Below are 16,614 nucleotides of genomic sequence, written 5' to 3' on the forward strand. Positions count from 1 at the left end.
CATGAGTCGATTCTGGAGCCCCTTCGTCAAGGACCTGGTGCCTTACGTGCCGGGCGAGCAGCCCAAACTGGCCCGCCTGGTCAAGCTGAACACCAACGAAAACCCCTACGGCCCGTCGCCCAAGGCGCTGGAGGCCATGCGCGCCGAGCTGAACGACAATCTGCGCCTTTATCCAGACCCGAACGGCGACCGGCTCAAGCAGGCGGTGGCCGAGTATTACGGCGTGACTGCGGCGCAAGTATTTGTCGGCAATGGCTCGGACGAAGTGCTGGCGCACATCTTCCACGGCCTGTTCCAGCACGATGCCCCGCTGCTGTTCCCGGACATCAGCTACAGCTTCTACCCGGTTTACTGCGGCCTGTACGGTATCGCCTTCGAACAGGTGGCGCTGGACGAGCAGTTCCAGATCCGCATTGGTGACTACAACAAGCCCAACGCCGGCATCATCTTCCCCAACCCCAACGCGCCGACTGGCTGCCTGATGCCGTTGCAGGCGGTGGAGCAGCTGCTGCAAGCCAACCGTGATTCGGTGGTTGTGGTGGATGAGGCCTATATCGATTTTGGTGGCGAAACAGCCATCAGCCTGGTGGACCGCTACGACAATCTGCTGGTCACCCAGACCTTGTCGAAATCGCGCTCGCTGGCCGGCCTGCGGGTTGGTCTGGCAGTGGGTCACCCGGACCTGATCGAGGCGCTGGAGCGGATCAAGAACAGCTTCAACTCTTATCCGCTGGACCGTGCGGCGATCGTCGGTGCTGCGGTGGCGTTCGAGGACCGCGAGTACTTCGAGGCTACCTGTCGCAAGGTGATCGACAGTCGCGAAGTGCTGGTTGGTCAATTGCAGGCCAAAGGTTTCGACGTGCTGCCATCGGCGGCCAACTTTATCTTTGCCCGTCACCCGCAGCAGGACGCCGCTGAGCTGGCGGCCCGTTTGCGCGAGCAAGGGGTGATCGTGCGCCACTTCAAGCAGCAGCGTATTGCCCAGTTCCTGCGGATCACCATTGGCACGCCGGAGATGAACCAGGCGCTGCTTGATGCGTTGAACTGACGGCAGTCCCTGTGGCAGCGGCCTTGCACGCCAATCGTGACGCAAGGCCGCTGCCACGGTGTTCAATAGCCGCTTTCTTCGATGACAACCGCCTTGGGCTCTGGCCTGTTGCGTACCGCCGCCGGTGTTCCGTCGAGCACCAGCACATAGTCGTTCTGCTGCTTCATCCCCTCCGGATCGCGCCATTGCCCGCCTGCGGCCGGCACCTGCGCCACCACATGCCCGTTCTTCAAAATGCTCAGATGGCCGCTGGCGTTACTGTTCCAGCGCAGCTGCCCTTTGCTTTCATCCGCCCGTGCCTTGCGCACCCCGGTGTTTCCCAGCAAGGGCGTCCCGTCCAGTAACCAGTCCGGCTGCAGTTTCAACCCCATGTGGCGCAATAGGGTCGGTGCAACCGAGGTTTGCGCGGGCAGGCTGTACAGGTGGTTCGGGCCGGGGTTTTCCGCAGGAATGCCGGGTTGCGTAAACTCCTGGTTCAGCGGCTTGTTGCTGGCGATGAAGATGGTCTTTTCCTGTTCCGACAGCCCGCCGTGGCCTTTGCCCCAGTAGTCGCGGCCATGGTCGGTGCTGACCATCACCAGCCAGTCTTCCTGCGGATACCTGCGCCGCCGCTCATCGACCTTGTCCAGCAACTGGCCAATCTGGTTGTCGACCTTGCGCAGCGCGCGCTGGTAACGATCACCAAAACCTCTGTCGTGGCCGGCCTGGTCCGGTTCGTCGAGCTGGATGAAGGTGAAGTCCGCGGGCGTGTTGCCAAGGATCTGCAGCGTACGCTCGATCACCTGCTCATCCGATAAACCACTTTCACGCACATCTGCGCCATGCGCATCTTCCAGCATGAATGCCGTATTCAGCGGCGACCAGTTGACCACGCTGGCCAGGTAGGCGTTGGGCATGGCCATGCGCAGCCGCCTGAACAGGCTGGGGAACGCCCGGTCAACCCGCAATGATTCGTCGTTGGAGGTAACGCCATGCTTGTTGCTCCACACGCCGGTCAGCAGCGTCACCCAGCCTGGGCCGCTCAGGGTCGGCTGCTCGCTGCCCCTGCCGTTGACCCCGCCAGCGTAGGCTTTGCCGTAATACAGCCGCTGCCTTAGGTGGGTGGCGTCACCCAGCAGCAGGTATCGCTCCAGTTGCACACCGTCCAGGCCAATGAACAAAGCCTTCGGGCGGCTGCGCTGTTGCGTCGGATCACAACCGGGCAGCAAGGTGAGGAACATCAATAGCAGCAGGCTCGCTCGTCGCATGCAAAGGCATCCTTGAAGGTATGCTGCGAGCGTTGCAACAAAGCGTATTCTCCACAACTGGCAAAAATGACAGGTGGTTTACGCCATTGACCGGGATCCAGTAAGCTGCAGCAATTCATCGGATGATTGGTTGAGTGGGATGGGTACAGAGCTGACCAGGCGTTCCTTGGTCGAATTGGCTGTGGAATCGATGCGCGAGCGCATTCTGCAGGGCGACTGGCAGGTAGGGCAGCGTCTGCCAACCGAGCCGGAACTGGCCTTGCAGCTTGGCATCAGCCGCAATACCGTGCGCGAAGCCATGCGGGTGCTGGCCTTCAGCGGCCTGGTGGAAATCCGTCAAGGCGACGGCAGCTACCTGCGCACCGCCCAGGACCCGCTGCAAGCGGTGCAGGCGATGTCGCGCTGCAGTGCCGAGCAGGCCCGGGAAACCCGCCATATCCTGGAAACCGAAGCGATTGGCCTGGCGGCCCTGCGCCGTACCGCTGCCGACCTGCAAGCACTGCGCGATGCCTTAGGCAGCAGTGCCGGGCATTTTCATGGTGATGTCGACGCTTATGTGGCCTGCGACCTGGTGTTTCACCAACGGCTGGTAGATGCCGCTCACAACCCGGCGTTAAGTGAGCTGTACCGCTACTTTTCCGGGGTGGTCGCTGCCGCGCTGCAGCAGAACATGGCGACCGTGCCGCGTTGCCAGGCCACGTTCGACCTGCATGGACAGATCCTCGACGCCATCGAGCAACGCGACGCGGAGCGGGCCAAGCGCCTGAGCCGTACCCTCATCGAATCCTGACCCCGAGAAGGCCATGGCTGAATCCATCACTCGCAATACCCCGCCCGACCCGCGCGATCTCGATGAGCTGCTGATCGACGCTGAAGCCGACGACGAGCAGGTCCAGCAACAGCCGGTGCTGCTGCGCAGGCCCTGGTTGCTGTTGCTCGGCCTGGTGCTGGTGGCCTTGAACCTGCGTCCGGCGTTGTCGAGCATGGCGCCGGTGCTGGGCCAGGTCTCCGAAGGCCTGGGGCTGAGTGCGTCGCAGGCAGGCTTGCTGACCACCTTGCCGGTGCTGTGCCTGGGCTTGTTCGCCCCGCTGGCGCCGCTGCTGGCGCGGCGCTTTGGCAGTGAGCGAGTGATCGTGGGCATTCTGCTCACCTTGGCGCTGGGGATTGTCGTGCGCAGTACCCTGGGGGCCGCCGGGGTTTTCCTTGGTAGCCTGATGGCGGGAGCCAGCATCGGTATCATCGGCGTGCTGCTGCCCGGTATCGTCAAGCGCGATTTCCCCCAGCACGCTGGCACCCTGACTGGCGTGTACACCATGGCGCTATGCCTGGGCGCGGCCATGGCTGCCGGGGCTACTGTGCCGCTGGCGCAGCATTTCGACGACAGCTGGGCGGTGGGGCTGGGCTTCTGGGTGCTCCCGGCCTTGCTGGCCATGCTGGTGTGGCTGCCCCAGGCCCGTCAGGGGCATGGCTTGCACAAAGTAGCCTACCGGGTCCGCGGCCTGTGGCGTGACCCCTTGGCCTGGCAGGTGACCCTGTACATGGGGCTGCAGTCGTCGCTGGCCTACATAGTATTTGGCTGGTTGCCATCAATCCTGATCGGCCGCGGCCTGAGCCCTACAGAGGCGGGGCTGGTGCTGTCGGGGTCGGTGATCGTGCAATTGGTCAGTTCCCTCAGCGCACCCTGGCTGGCGACCCGCGGCAAGGATCAGCGCCTGGCGATCGTGATGGTCATGCTGATCACCTTGGCGGGCTTGTTCGGTTGCCTGTACGCGCCGATTTCCGGGCTATGGGGTTGGGCGGTGGTGCTGGGCCTGGGGCAGGGGGGGACCTTTGCCCTGGCGCTGACCCTTATCGTGCTGCGTTCGAAAGACGCTCATGTGGCGGCGAACCTGTCGAGCATGGCTCAAGGCGTAGGTTACACCTTGGCGTCCATGGGGCCGTTTGCAGTAGGGCTGGTACATGACATGACCGGCGGCTGGGCGGCGGTGGGCTGGATTTTTGCCGTGCTGGGGATTGGCGCCATCGTGTTCGGGTTGGGTGCCGGGCGTGCTTTGCATGTGCAGGTGACCAGCGAGAGGGTTTGAGGAAAATGTTGGCAGTGCCGGCCTCTCCGCGGGTAAACCCGCTCCCACAGAATCTGTGCCTGCTCTGGGCCTGTCACTTTCCTGTGGGAGCGGGTTTACCCGCGAAGAGGCCGGCACTGGCGTAAGCCGTCGGGGCAGATTATCGTGCTGCTTTCGATCCCAGCACGGACCCGCCCATGAGCGACGCCAACCGCGACCTGATCACCCGTTTCTACCAGGCCTTCCAGCGCCTGGACGCCGGGGCCATGGTGGCCTGCTACAGCGATGATGTCGTTTTCAGCGACCCGGTCTTCGGCACCCTGCGCGGCAAGGACGCGGGTGACATGTGGCGCATGCTCACCAGCCGTGCCACAGACTTCACCCTTGCGTTCGACAGCGTCCGCGCAGACGAACGTGGTGGTGGTGCGCACTGGGTGGCGACTTACCTGTTCAGCCAGACCGGCCGTGTCGTGGTCAATGACATCCAGGCGCGCTTTGTGATTCGTGATGGGTTGATCTGCCAGCACGACGACAGCTTCGATCTGTGGCGCTGGTCACGGCAAGCGCTGGGCGTGCCCGGGGTGCTGCTCGGCTGGTCGCCGCTGGTGCAGAACAAGGTCCGCCAGCAAGCGTTCAAGGGCCTGCGGGCATTTCAGCAGGCCCGTGGTGAGTGAGGTCGTCGTGCATGCCATAGGCAAACCCTGGTTTGTCTATCTGGTACGGGCGGCGAATGGTTCGTTGTATTGCGGTATCAGTGACGACCCGCAGCGGCGCTTTGCCGCGCACCAGAAGGGGCGGGGGGCGCGGTACTTCAAGACCAGCCCGGCCCAGGCGCTGGTGTATGTGGAGCAGTGGCCGGACAAGGGTGAGGCGTTGCGGCAGGAGCGGCTGGTGAAGCGGCTGCGCAAGTCGGCGAAGGAGGCGTTGGTCGCCTCCTATGATGCTTCTTGCATGATTTAGGGCTGCAAAACAGCCCCCAGGGCCATCAGTCCTTGCGTCGTTTCAACTGGTCCACCAAGGTGGTCGGCAGCCCTTTGATGATCAAGGTCCCGGCTTCCTCGTCATACTCCACCTTGTCCCCCAGCAGATGCGCCTCGAAGCTGATCGACAGCCCTTCGGCGCGCCCGGTAAAGCGGCGAAACTGGTTAAGGGTGCGTTTATCCGCAGGGATTTCCGGCGACAGGCCGTAATCCTTGTTGCGGATGTGTTCGTAGAACGCCTTGGGGCGGTCCTCGTCAATCAGGCTCGACAGCTCTTCCAGGGTCACCGGTTCGCCCATCTTGGTCTGCGCAGTGGCGTACTCGACCAGGGTCTGGGTCTTTTCGCGCGCGGACTCTTCGGGCAAGTCCTCGCTCTCGACAAAATCACTGAAGGCCTTGAGCAGGGTGCGGGTTTCACCCGGGCCATCAACGCCTTCCTGGCAGCCGATGAAGTCGCGGAAATACTCCGAGACCTTCTTGCCGTTCTTGCCTTTGATGAACGAGATGTACTGCTTGGAATTCTGGTTGTTCTTCCACTCCGACAAATTGATGCGCGCCGCCAGGTGCAGTTGGCCCAGGTCAAGATGGCGCGAAGGCATTACGTCCAGTTCGGCGTTTACCGCCACACCCTCGCTGTGGTGCAGCAGGGCGATTGCCAGGTATTCGGTCATGCCTTGCTGATAGTGGGCAAACAGGATGTGGCCACCGGTGGACAGGTTCGACTCCTCCATCAGCTTTTGCAGATGCTCCACGGCCACGCGACTGAACGCGGTGAAGTCTTTCTCCTTTTCCAGGTATTGCTTCAGCCAGCCGCTCAGCGGGTACGCACCAGACTCGCCGTGGAAAAAGCCCCAGGCCTTGCCTTGCTTGGCGTTATAGCTGTCGTTGAGGTCGGTCAGCAGGTTTTCGATGGCATCGGAAGCGGCCAGTTCGTTATCGCGGGCATGCAGCACGGCGGGGCTGCCATCAGGCTTTTTGTCGATCAGGTGAACGATGCAATGACGGATTGGCATGGGATTCTCGGCGAGCTGCAAAAGTCGTCAAGTTTAACCCAGACACAAGGTGGTGCAGTGGCCGGATGTTGGCAGAAATGCCGGTTGTTCGTTTTTTGTTCAAATTTGTGCGATTAAGGCTAAAACCCCCGAAAAACCTGCATTAAATCGAAGTGCGCAGCGGATATTTATCCGTTCCTGTGGTAGCTTTGCGCGGTCTTGTGCACCTCGTGTGGCGCATTGCTGGCAGCGTGCTGTCGTCGTGTCGAACCAAACGCCGATTTACGTATCTAGATACGGGATTGGCGCGGCCCTCCACTTACAGGGGCTGGCCCGATAACGTCGTAGTTCGCTGCATAACCATCGAATTTGATAGGGAAGGAACATCACCATGGCATTGACCAAAGACCAACTGATTGCCGACATCGCCGAATCGATCGCCGCGCCAAAAGCCACCGCCAAAAACGCGCTGGAGCAACTGGGCCAGATCGTTGCCGACCAGCTGGAAAACGGCGCTGAAATCACTCTGCCAGGCATCGGCAAGCTGAAAGTCTCCGAGCGTCCTGCCCGTACCGGCCGCAACCCTTCGACTGGCGCTGCCATCGAAATCGCTGCCAAGAAAGTCGTCAAGTTCGTACCAGCCAAAGTGCTGACCGACGCTATCAACAAGTAATTGTTGACGCTTTGACGAAACCGCGCCCGGCTTGCCCGGGCGCGGTTTTTTTATGCCTGTGATTTACTGCGGGTGCGCCAGGCCTGGCGCGCAGCGTCGTCATGGAAGCTCCAGGCGACCATGCGGCTCTGCTTCTGCCCTTGGCCCATTTCGACAATGCGCACGGCCTTGGCGCCGGCCTTCTTGAGTGCAGCCTCGATCCCCGGCAGATTGCTGGCCTTGGACACCAGGCTGGTGAACCAGAGTACCTGCTCGGCGTATTGCACGCTTTCTCCCGCGAGCTGGGTAACGAAGCGGATTTCGCCGCCCTCGCACCACAGCTCGTTGTTCTGGCCACCGAAGTTCAGCACCGGCAGCTTGCGCTTGGGGTCCTGCTTGCCAAGGTTCTTCCACTTGCGCTGGCTGCCACGAGTGGCTTCATCGCGCGAGGCATGGAAGGGCGGGTTGCACAGGGTCAGGTCGAAGCGTTCGTCGTCCTGCAGCAGGCCGGTGAGGATGTGCGCCCGCTTGGCCTGCTGGCGCAGGGTGATGGCCTTGGCCAGGCCATTGGCCTGGATGATGGCCTTGGCCGAAGCCAGGGCTACCGGGTCGATGTCCGAACCGAGGAAACGCCAACGGTAGTCGCTGTGGCCCAGCAGCGGGTAGATGCAGTTGGCTCCTACGCCAACGTCCAGTACGCGCACCTGGGCGCCTTTGGGGATTTCACCGGCGTTATCGTCAGCCAGCAGGTCGGCGGCCACGTGGATGTAGTCGGCGCGGCCGGGGATCGGTGGGCACAGATAATCGGCCGGAATGTCCCAGTGCTGGATGCCGTACTGGGCCTTGAGCAGGGCGCGGTTGAACACCCGCACGGCTTCGGGGTTGGCGAAGTCGATGCTGGGTTTGCCGTGTGGGTTGGTGATGGTGAACCGCGCCAGGTCAGGGTGGGCCTTGATCAGGCTGGGGAAGTCGTAGCGGCCCTGGTGGCGGTTGCGCGGGTGCAGGGTGGGTTTTTCGGTCATGGTCGGATCCTGAAAAGCATCGCCGGCAAGCCGGCTCCCACAGGTACGGTGCTTTCCTGTGGGAGCCGGCTTGCCGGCGATGGGCTGCGCAGCAGCCCGCTATGGCTTCACTTTTGGTTACAGCGCTGCAATCCGCGCATGCTGCTCGGTGAAGTTGGCCAGGGCCTGTTCGGACTCGGCCAGCTTGGCGCGCTCTTTCTCGATCACCGCATGCGGTGCCTTGTCGACGAAGGCCGCGTTGGACAGCTTGCCACCGACACGCTGGACTTCGCCTTGCAGGCGCTGGATTTCCTTGTTCAGGCGCGCCAGCTCGGCATCCTTGTCGATCAGCCCGGCCATCGGCACCAGTACCTGCAGGTCACCTACCAGGGCGGTGGCCGACAGCGGCGCTTCGTCGGCATCGCTCAGTACCGTGAACGACTCGACCTTGGCCAGCTTCTTCAGCAGTGCCTCGTTTTCCTGCAGGCGGCGCTGGTCGTCGGCGTTGGCGTTCTTCAGGAACAGCGGCAGCGGCTTGCCCGGGCCAATGTTCATTTCGGCGCGGATGTTGCGCAGGCCGACCATCAGCTCTTTGAGCCACTCGATGTCGCCTTCGGCAGCGGCGTCGATGCGTGCTTCATTGGCCACTGGCCACGGCTGCAGCATGATGGTCTTGCCTTCGATGCCGGCCAGCGGCGCGATGCGCTGCCAGATTTCTTCAGTGATGAACGGCATGAACGGGTGCGCCAGGCGCAGCGCCACTTCCAGCACGCGCACCAGGGTGCGACGGGTGCCACGGGCGCGCTCGACCGGGGCATTCTCGTCCCACAGTACGGGCTTGGACAGCTCCAGGTACCAGTCGCAGTACTGGTTCCAGATGAACTCGTACAGCGCCTGGCTGGCCAGGTCGAAGCGGAACTGCTCCAGCTGGCGGGTCACTTCGGCTTCGGTGCGCTGCAACTGCGAGATGATCCAGCGGTCAGCCAGCGACAGCTCGTAGGCTTCGCCGTTCTGGCCGCAGTCCTCGCCCTTGTCCAGGACGTAGCGGGCGGCGTTCCAGATCTTGTTGCAGAAGTTGCGGTAGCCTTCGACGCGGCCCATGTCGAACTTGATGTCGCGGCCGGTCGAGGCGAGCGAGCAGAAGGTGAAGCGCAGGGCGTCGGTGCCGTAGCTGGCGATACCTTCGGGGAACTCGGCCTTGGTCTGCTTGGCGATCTTCTCGGCAAGCTTTGGCTGCATCATGCCGCTGGTGCGTTTCTCCAGCAGGGCGTCGAGGGTGATGCCGTCGACGATGTCCAGCGGGTCCAGCACGTTGCCCTTGGACTTGGACATCTTCTGGCCCTGGCCGTCACGCACCAGGCCGTGCACGTACACGGTCTTGAACGGTACTTGCGGAGTGCCGTCCTCGTTCTTGATCAGGTGCATGGTCAGCATGATCATGCGCGCAACCCAGAAGAAGATGATGTCGAAGCCAGTCACCAGTACATCGGTGGAGTGGAACTTCTTGAGGAACTCGGTCTGCTCCGGCCAGCCCAGGGTGGAGAAGGTCCACAGGCCCGAACTGAACCAGGTGTCGAGCACGTCGTCGTCCTGGCGCAGGACCACGTCGGCGCCCAGGTTGTGCTTGGCGCGCACCTCTTGCTCGTTGCGGCCGACATACACCTGGCCGGCCTCGTCGTACCACGCCGGGATACGGTGGCCCCACCACAGCTGGCGGCTGATGCACCAGTCCTGAATGTCACGCATCCAGGAGAAGTACATGTTTTCGTACTGCTTGGGCACGAACTGGATGCGGCCATCTTCCACTGCAGCGATGGCAGGTTCTGCCAGCGGCTTGGTGGAGACGTACCACTGGTCGGTCAGCCACGGCTCGATCACGGTGCCCGAACGGTCGCCCTTCGGCACTTTCAGAGCGTGGTCGTCGATGCTCACCAGCAAACCTTGGGCGTCCAGGTCGGCGACGATCTGCTTGCGCGCGACGAAGCGGTCAAGATTGGCGTACTGGGCCGGCAGGCTGGTGTCGACCTGCTCGTTGATGCTGCCGTCGAGGTTGAACGCCTGGGCGCTGGCCAGCACGAAGGCGTTCTTGTCGAAGATGTTCAGCAGCGGCAGGTTGTGGCGCTTGCCGACTTCGTAGTCGTTGAAGTCGTGGGCCGGGGTGATCTTCACGCAGCCGGTACCGAACTCGGGGTCGCAGTAGTCGTCGGCGATGATCGGGATGCGGCGGCCGACCAGGGGCAGTTCGACGAACTTGCCGATCAGTGCCTGGTAGCGTTCGTCACCTGGGTTGACCGCAACGGCGGCGTCACCCAGCAGGGTTTCCGGACGGGTGGTGGCAACGACCAGGTAGTCCTTGCCTTCGGCGGTCTTGGCGCCGTCGGCCAGCGGGTAGCGCAGGTTCCACAGGTGGCCTTTCTCGTCGTGGTTCTCCACTTCGAGGTCGGAGATGGCCGTGTGCAGCTTGGTGTCCCAGTTGACCAGGCGCTTGCCGCGGTAGATCAGGCCGTCCTCGTGCAGGCGCACGAAGGCTTCCTTGACCGCTTCGGACAGACCGTCGTCCATGGTGAAGCGCTCGCGGCTCCAGTCTACCGACGAGCCCAGGCGACGGATCTGACGGCTGATGTTGCCGCCGGACTGGTCCTTCCATTCCCAGACCTTGTCCAGGAACTTTTCGCGGCCCAGGTCATGGCGGTTCTGGCCCTTGGCCTCGAGCTGGCGCTCGACCAGCATCTGGGTGGCGATACCGGCGTGGTCGGTGCCTGGCTGCCACAGGGTGTCACGGCCTTGCATGCGGCGGAAACGGATCAGGGCGTCCATGATCGCGTTGTTGAACCCGTGGCCCATGTGCAGGCTGCCGGTCACGTTCGGCGGCGGGATCATGATGGTGTAGGACTCGCCTGCACCTTGTGGGGCGAAATAGTTCTCGGACTCCCAGGTGTTGTACCAGGAAGTTTCGATGGCGTGCGGCTGGTAGGTCTTATCCATGCGCGGCGGGACCCTGTGCATTAATTCGGGAAAGCCGGGAAGTATAACCAAGCTGGGGGCCGCAGGCGACAAGCTGCTGCTATCTGGCAAGGCAGGCATGGCCTCTTCGCGGGTAAACCCGCTCCCACAGGTACAGCACCGCCTTCAGGCCTGTGGTGATCCTGTGGGAGCGGGTTCACCCGCGAAGCAGGCGACACCGATGTCCTGTTTTACTCGGAACGCGTGATCAACCGCTCGATGCGCGCATCCAGCCGGCGCTTGATCTCGTTTTCGATATGCGGGGTGAAGTCGTTGATCACGTCCTGCATGATCATCTGCGCCGCCGCACGCAGCTCGCTTTCCAGGTGCAGCAGGGTGTCCTGGCGGCGGGTCTGCGAGTCTTCTGCAGGCACTGCGGCAACCGTTACGGGCGGCGCTGGCACATTGCCGGCGGGCTCATTCAGCAGCAACGGGATCTGCTCGACCGTCTCGGTCAGCAGCGGCGGTTGCAGGTCGGCATCGCCAAGCAGCTGGCGGATCGACTCGAGGTCATCGAGCAGGTGGGCGGAGTCGGGCAGGGAGGAGGGCTTGTCCATCGTCGTCAAAGTCGCTGTAAGCGGTGGTCTTGCAGAGCATAGCCCTGTTCACGGTAGAAACGGAATCGCTCACGCGCCGATTGGCGAATGCCAGGCTCTTCGATCACGATCTCGGCTACCCGCTCGAACTGGCCGACGAACCCCGGCACGCTGGCGCCCAGGTTGATCAGCAGGTCGCGGTGCTCGCCCGCGCTGTCCGCCAGGCCCAGGGCCACGCCAGCATCGCCATGCACCTCGGCGAGGTCGTGGGGCACGAAGGCCTCGCCCCGGAAGCGCCAAAGGCGCTGGTCCAGTTCGTCGCGCTGTTCGGCATCCTGGCAGTGCAGATAGACCCGGTGGCCGAGGCGCCAGGCCTTGTCGCACAGCTTGCAGGCGAAATCGAGCCGCGCTGACAGCGAGTCGGTGGGCAGGATGTAGAAATCGACTTTGCTCATGGTGGTATCGCCAGCCGGTGGCGCGCAAGGCACCACCGGCTTCATGGCGTCATGCGCCAGCGCGGTCCAGCAGGTACTGGGTCAGCAGGGGCACCGGGCGGCCAGTGGCGCCCTTGTCCTTGCCACCGCTGACCCAGGCGGTACCGGCGATGTCCATGTGCGCCCAGTTGTAGGCCTTGGCGAAGCGCGACAGGAAGCAGCCGGCAGTGATGGTGCCGGCCTTGGGCCCGCCGATGTTGCCCATGTCGGCGAACGGGCTGTCCAGTTGCTCCTGGTACTCGTCGAACAGCGGCAGCTGCCAGGCACGGTCGTCGGCGCGCTTGCCGGCGTCGAGCAGTTGGCCGACCAGCTCGTCGTTGTTGCCCATCAGGCCGCTGGTGTGGCTGCCCAGGGCGACGATGCAGGCGCCGGTCAGGGTGGCGATGTCGATCACCGCCTGCGGCTTGAAGCGCTCGGCGTAGGTCAGGGTGTCGCACAGCACCAGGCGGCCTTCGGCGTCGGTGTTGAGGATTTCGACGGTTTGCCCGCTCATGGTGGTGACGATGTCGCCTGGGCGGGTGGCGCCGCCGCTTGGCATGTTTTCGGCGCATGCCAGCAGGCACACCAGGTTGATCGGCAGCTGCAGCTCGAGCACCGCGCGCAGGGTGCCGAACACACTGGCAGCGCCGCACATGTCGTACTTCATCTCGTCCATGCCGGCGCCTGGCTTGAGGCTGATGCCGCCGGTGTCGAAGGTGATGCCCTTGCCGACCAGTACGAACGGCTTGTCGGCCTTCTTGGCGCCCTGGTAATTGAGCACGATCAGGCGTGGCGGCTGGTCACTGCCCTGGCCGACGGCGTAGAACGCGCCCATGCCCAGGTCCTTGATCTTCTTCTCGTCCAGCACCTCGACCTTCAGGCCCTTGTGCGCCTTGCCCAGTTCCTTGGCCTGCTCGGCCAGGAAGCTTGGGTGGCACAGGTTGGGCGGCAGGTTGCCCAGGTCGCGGGTGAAGGCCATGCCGGTGGCAATCGCGCTGGCGTGTTGCACGGCGCGCTCGACTTCGGCCTGGCCGGCCTTGTCAGCCAGCAGGGTGACCTTTTTCAGGGCACGTGGCTCGACCTTTTGGCTTTTGAAGCGGTCGAACACGTACTCGCCGTCCAGCAGGGTCTCGGCCAGCAGGCGGTACTTGCCGTAGTGGGCGTCACGGTTGCTGACGGCGATGTCATCCAGGGCCAGCATTGCGTCGGCGCCGTTCAGGCCCTTGAGCACGCCGGCGACGCTGGCCACCAGTTTGCGCCAGGCACGGTCGCCCAAGGCGTCGTCCTTGCCACAGCCCACCAGCAGCACGCGCTCGGCTTTCAGGCCTGGCAGGCTGTGCAGCAACAGGGTCTGGCCTGGCTTGCCGGCCAGGTCGCCGCGCTTGAGCACGGCGCTGATGGCGCCTTCGCAGGCTTGGTCGACAGCCTTGGCAACTGCGCCGAGCTTGCGGTTTTCACCTACTGCGATGACCAGAGTGGCGGTTTTTACGGATGCAGCAGCTACGCTTTTTACAACCAGTTCCATGTCAGGATCCCCGAATGATCGATACGAATGGCGCTGTGTGTTCCAGCGCTCTGCGCGGGCCTGGCCGCGTCGTCGCGCGCCAGCGGAAAAGCTGCCAGTTTGAGCCTGCGGCAAGCGTGCTGACAACCCCGTCATGCACGTTAACGCGCGGCCAAGTGACAGGGGCGGTCAATCACAGGATAATGCGCGCACTTTACATGGAGGTTCGCCTTTGGCGAACCGGCATCGGTCTAGGCTGTAGCAAGTCATTGTCTGGCGCCATTGCATGGCAGTCCGCCCTGACAACCCAGGAGTGTCTGGTTTGATCGTCTTTCGTTATCTGTCCCGCGAGGTCCTGGTGACCTTGAGCGCCGTCAGCGCTGTGCTGCTGGTGATCATCATGAGCGGGCGCTTCATCAAGTACCTGGCCCAGGCTGCCCAGGGCGTGCTCGACCCGGGCGTGCTGTTCCTGATCATGGGCTTCCGTCTGCCAGGCTTCCTGCAACTGATCCTGCCGCTGGGGCTGTTCCTCGGCATTCTCCTGGCTTACGGGCGCCTGTACCTGGAAAGCGAGATGACCGTGCTCTCGGCCACCGGCATGAGCCAGCAGCGCTTGCTGGGCATGACCATGGCGCCGGCGGCGCTGGTTGCCCTGCTGGTCGCCTGGCTGAGCCTGAGCCTGGCGCCGCTGGGCGTGGCTCAGGTGCAGCAGATCATCAGCCAGCAGGATGCCCTGACCGAGTTCGATACCCTGGTGCCGGGCCGCTTCCAGACCCTGCGCGACGGTTCGCGGGTGACCTACACCGAACAGCTGTCGGATGATCGCGTCAACCTGGGCGGCGTGTTCATCTCCGAGAAGCGCTTCAACCAGGACAAGACCAAGGACCGCGCCCCCTCGGTACTGGTCGCCGAAAAAGGCCACCAGGAAATCCAGGCCGACGGCAACCGCTACCTGGTACTGGAAAACGGCTACCGCTATGACGGCAACCCGGGCCAGGCCGACTACCGCGCCATCAAGTACGACACCTACGGTGTACTGCTGCCCAAGCCGGAAGTCAGCGAGGAAGTGACCGAACGCGAAGCCATCCCGACCCTGGATCTGTTCGGCAAGACCGACCTGCGTGAGCGCGCCGAGCTGCAATGGCGGCTGTCGCTGCCCATCCTGGTGTTCGTCGTTACCCTGCTGGCAGTACCGCTGTCCCGGGCCAACCCGCGCCAGGGCCGGTTCCTCAAGCTGTTGCCGGCAATTCTCCTGTACATGGCCTACCTGACAATGCTGATTTCCGTACGCGGCGCCCTCGAGAAGGGCAAACTGCCGATCGCCCTGGGCATGTGGTGGGTCCACGGCCTGTTCCTGCTGATCGGCCTGGGCCTGATGTACTGGGAACCCCTGCGCCTGAAACGCGCCGCCCGTCGTGCGGAGGTGGCCCATGGCTAAGCTTGACCGCTACATCGGCCAGAGCGTGCTGATGGCAATTCTGGCGGTGCTGGGCATCATTCTCGGCCTGGCCTCGCTGTTCGCGTTCATCGACGAGATGAGCGACCTGAGTGACACCTACACGCTGATGGAGGCGGTCAACTTTGTTCTGCTGACCGCCCCGCGGCGGCTGTACGACATGCTGCCCATGGCGGCCCTGATCGGCTGCCTGATCGGCCTGGGCAGCCTGGCCAGCAGCAGCGAGCTGACCATCATGCGTGCCGCCGGGGTTTCCATCGGCCGCATCGTCTGGGCGGTGATGAAGCCGATGCTGGTGCTGATGCTGGTCGGCCTGCTGATCGGCGAATACGTGGCCCCGGTGACCGAGAACAAGGCCCAGGCCGATCGTTCCCTGGCCCAGGGCGGTGGTGAAGCGCAGAGCTCCAAGCGCGGCATGTGGCACCGCCAAGGTGAGGAATTCGTGCACATCAACGCCGTGCAGCCCAACGGCCTGCTGCTGGGCGTGACCCGCTACCGCTTTGACAGCGAGCGCAAGATCGTTACCTCGAGCTTCGCCCGGCGTGCCCAGTACAATGACGATCACTGGATGCTCAGCGATGTCAGCACCACGTTCTTCCGCGGTGACCACACCGAAGTGGTGAAGGCGCCCGACGAGCGCTGGGATGTTTCGCTTACCCCGCAGTTGCTGAACACCGTGATCCTCGCCCCTGAATCGCTGTCGATCACCGGGCTGTGGGACTACATTCACTACCTGTCCGACCAGGGCCTGAACAATGCCCGTTACTGGCTGGCGTTCTGGACCAAGGTGCTGCAGCCGATGGTGACCGCTGCGCTGGTGCTGATGGCGATTTCCTTCATCTTCGGCCCGCTGCGTTCGGTAACGCTCGGCCAGCGCGTGTTCACCGGCGTGCTGGTGGGCTTCGTGTTCCGCATTGCCCAGGACCTGCTGGGGCCATCGAGCCAGGTGTTCGGCTTCCCGCCGCTGCTGGCGGTGGTGATACCGGCGGGGGTCTGTGCCCTGGCCGGTGTCTGGCTGTTGCGCCGGGCAGGTTGATTGCCTTAGCGGTACAAAATAGCCGACCTCAGGGTCGGCTTTTTTGTGGCTGATGCCCTATCGCCGGAGCAGGCAACACAAGGCTCAAGTCACTTCTTCTGCTTCGGCACCCGCACCAGCTGGCTTTCCGAATAGATGTCATGCCACCCGCGCTTGCGCTTGTCGATCAACGCCCAGAAAAACCCCAGCCCCAGGCATAGCCACGAGGCGATCGACACCACGAAGCGCAACAGTGCCTGCCACAGGCTGATCGCCGAGCCATCGGCATTCTGCACCCGCACGCCCCACACCTGCATGCCCAGGGTCTGCCCGCCATGGGTCCAGAACTTGGCAAAGAAGCCGAACAAGGCGAACAGCAGCACCGTCGATAGCAGCGGGTCACCATCCAGTGCGCCAGCCTCGGTCAGCTCGCGCATGCGCGCTTCGCCAATGATTGCCATCTGGATCAGCTTGTAGGCGCCGGCGGTAACGATCAGCAGCGCAGTACACAGCAGGAAATCGTAGAACATCGCAGCCAGACGCCGGCCGAGGCCAACGGGCGGGAATTCACCCTGCGGGAGAAGGTGACGGGTAGGCATATGCGTGGCAGCTCCGAATGGCAAAGGCTCATTCTATGGAATTGC

At 63.2% G+C, this 16,614-nt stretch carries 16 protein-coding genes; 8 read left to right on the forward strand and 8 right to left on the reverse strand.

What is annotated here, in order from left to right:
* The first annotated feature begins 1 nt into the window (after position 1).
* On the forward strand, positions 2–1,048 hold the full coding sequence (hisC, locus tag AC5O5R_RS04650) for a histidinol-phosphate transaminase (protein ID WP_172219194.1): 1,047 nt from the start codon (positions 2–4) through the stop codon (positions 1,046–1,048).
* A 62-nt stretch (positions 1,049–1,110) separates the two neighbouring features.
* Here the strand turns inward: hisC and AC5O5R_RS04655 are convergent, their stop codons facing one another.
* Positions 1,111–2,295, reverse strand: a complete 1,185-nt coding sequence (locus AC5O5R_RS04655) for an alkaline phosphatase family protein (protein WP_494515006.1) — start codon at positions 2,293–2,295, stop codon at positions 1,111–1,113.
* Positions 2,296–2,434: 139 nt separating this feature from the next.
* Between AC5O5R_RS04655 and AC5O5R_RS04660 the strand changes: the two genes are divergently transcribed.
* From AC5O5R_RS04660 to AC5O5R_RS04675, 4 genes are all read left to right on the forward strand, one after another.
* Positions 2,435–3,085, forward strand: a complete 651-nt coding sequence (locus tag AC5O5R_RS04660; RefSeq protein WP_172287406.1) for a FadR/GntR family transcriptional regulator — start codon at positions 2,435–2,437, stop codon at positions 3,083–3,085.
* Positions 3,086–3,098: 13 nt separating this feature from the next.
* Positions 3,099–4,379: a CynX/NimT family MFS transporter gene (locus AC5O5R_RS04665; RefSeq protein WP_172219209.1), complete on the forward strand. Its 1,281-nt coding sequence runs from the start codon at positions 3,099–3,101 to the stop codon at positions 4,377–4,379.
* A gap of 176 nt (positions 4,380–4,555) precedes the next feature.
* A complete protein-coding gene (locus AC5O5R_RS04670; protein ID WP_494515007.1) occupies positions 4,556–5,032 on the forward strand; it encodes a nuclear transport factor 2 family protein in 477 nt (158 codons plus the stop codon).
* On the forward strand, positions 5,025–5,318 hold the full coding sequence (locus tag AC5O5R_RS04675; RefSeq protein WP_172219213.1) for a GIY-YIG nuclease family protein: 294 nt from the start codon (positions 5,025–5,027) through the stop codon (positions 5,316–5,318). The genes AC5O5R_RS04670 and AC5O5R_RS04675 overlap by 8 nt, the downstream gene beginning before the upstream one ends.
* A gap of 25 nt (positions 5,319–5,343) precedes the next feature.
* Here AC5O5R_RS04675 and yejK read toward each other — a convergent pair whose 3' ends face one another.
* Positions 5,344–6,351, reverse strand: a complete 1,008-nt coding sequence (gene yejK / locus AC5O5R_RS04680) for a nucleoid-associated protein YejK (protein ID WP_494515008.1) — start codon at positions 6,349–6,351, stop codon at positions 5,344–5,346.
* Between the two features lie 370 nt (positions 6,352–6,721).
* Between yejK and AC5O5R_RS04685 the strand changes: the two genes are divergently transcribed.
* Entirely contained in the window at positions 6,722–7,003 is a 282-nt protein-coding gene (locus AC5O5R_RS04685) for an HU family DNA-binding protein (protein ID WP_003255106.1), read from the forward strand.
* Between the two features lie 50 nt (positions 7,004–7,053).
* Here AC5O5R_RS04685 and rlmF read toward each other — a convergent pair whose 3' ends face one another.
* From rlmF to AC5O5R_RS04710, 5 genes are all read right to left on the reverse strand, one after another.
* Positions 7,054–8,004, reverse strand: a complete 951-nt coding sequence (gene rlmF, locus AC5O5R_RS04690) for a 23S rRNA (adenine(1618)-N(6))-methyltransferase RlmF (RefSeq protein WP_172219217.1) — start codon at positions 8,002–8,004, stop codon at positions 7,054–7,056.
* A gap of 117 nt (positions 8,005–8,121) precedes the next feature.
* Positions 8,122–10,968, reverse strand: a complete 2,847-nt coding sequence (locus AC5O5R_RS04695) for a valine--tRNA ligase (RefSeq protein WP_494515009.1) — start codon at positions 10,966–10,968, stop codon at positions 8,122–8,124.
* Between the two features lie 209 nt (positions 10,969–11,177).
* The gene (locus AC5O5R_RS04700; RefSeq protein WP_494515010.1) at positions 11,178–11,543 is read right to left on the reverse strand and encodes a DNA polymerase III subunit chi; all 366 of its coding nucleotides are present in this window, start codon (positions 11,541–11,543) and stop codon (positions 11,178–11,180) included.
* A 5-nt stretch (positions 11,544–11,548) separates the two neighbouring features.
* The gene (locus AC5O5R_RS04705; RefSeq protein ID WP_172219230.1) at positions 11,549–11,977 is read right to left on the reverse strand and encodes a DNA polymerase III subunit chi; all 429 of its coding nucleotides are present in this window, start codon (positions 11,975–11,977) and stop codon (positions 11,549–11,551) included.
* A 49-nt stretch (positions 11,978–12,026) separates the two neighbouring features.
* Positions 12,027–13,520 carry a leucyl aminopeptidase gene (locus AC5O5R_RS04710; RefSeq protein WP_494512130.1) on the reverse strand — a complete coding sequence of 498 codons (1,494 nt, stop codon included), beginning with the start codon at positions 13,518–13,520 and terminating at the stop codon, positions 12,027–12,029.
* A 301-nt stretch (positions 13,521–13,821) separates the two neighbouring features.
* Here AC5O5R_RS04710 and lptF point away from each other — a divergent pair, with 301 nt between their 5' ends.
* Positions 13,822–14,937, forward strand: a complete 1,116-nt coding sequence (gene lptF / locus AC5O5R_RS04715) for an LPS export ABC transporter permease LptF (RefSeq protein ID WP_172219234.1) — start codon at positions 13,822–13,824, stop codon at positions 14,935–14,937.
* Positions 14,930–15,991 (forward strand): LPS export ABC transporter permease LptG, encoded by a 1,062-nt coding sequence (gene lptG / locus AC5O5R_RS04720; RefSeq protein ID WP_172219236.1) that lies wholly within the window; start codon positions 14,930–14,932, stop codon positions 15,989–15,991. The genes lptF and lptG overlap by 8 nt, the downstream gene beginning before the upstream one ends.
* A gap of 89 nt (positions 15,992–16,080) precedes the next feature.
* Here the strand turns inward: lptG and AC5O5R_RS04725 are convergent, their stop codons facing one another.
* On the reverse strand, positions 16,081–16,569 hold the full coding sequence (locus AC5O5R_RS04725) for an RDD family protein (RefSeq protein WP_172219238.1): 489 nt from the start codon (positions 16,567–16,569) through the stop codon (positions 16,081–16,083).
* Positions 16,570–16,614 lie beyond the last annotated feature (45 nt).

The sequence above is a fragment of the Pseudomonas sp. 8_5_2 genome (assembly GCF_059295255.1).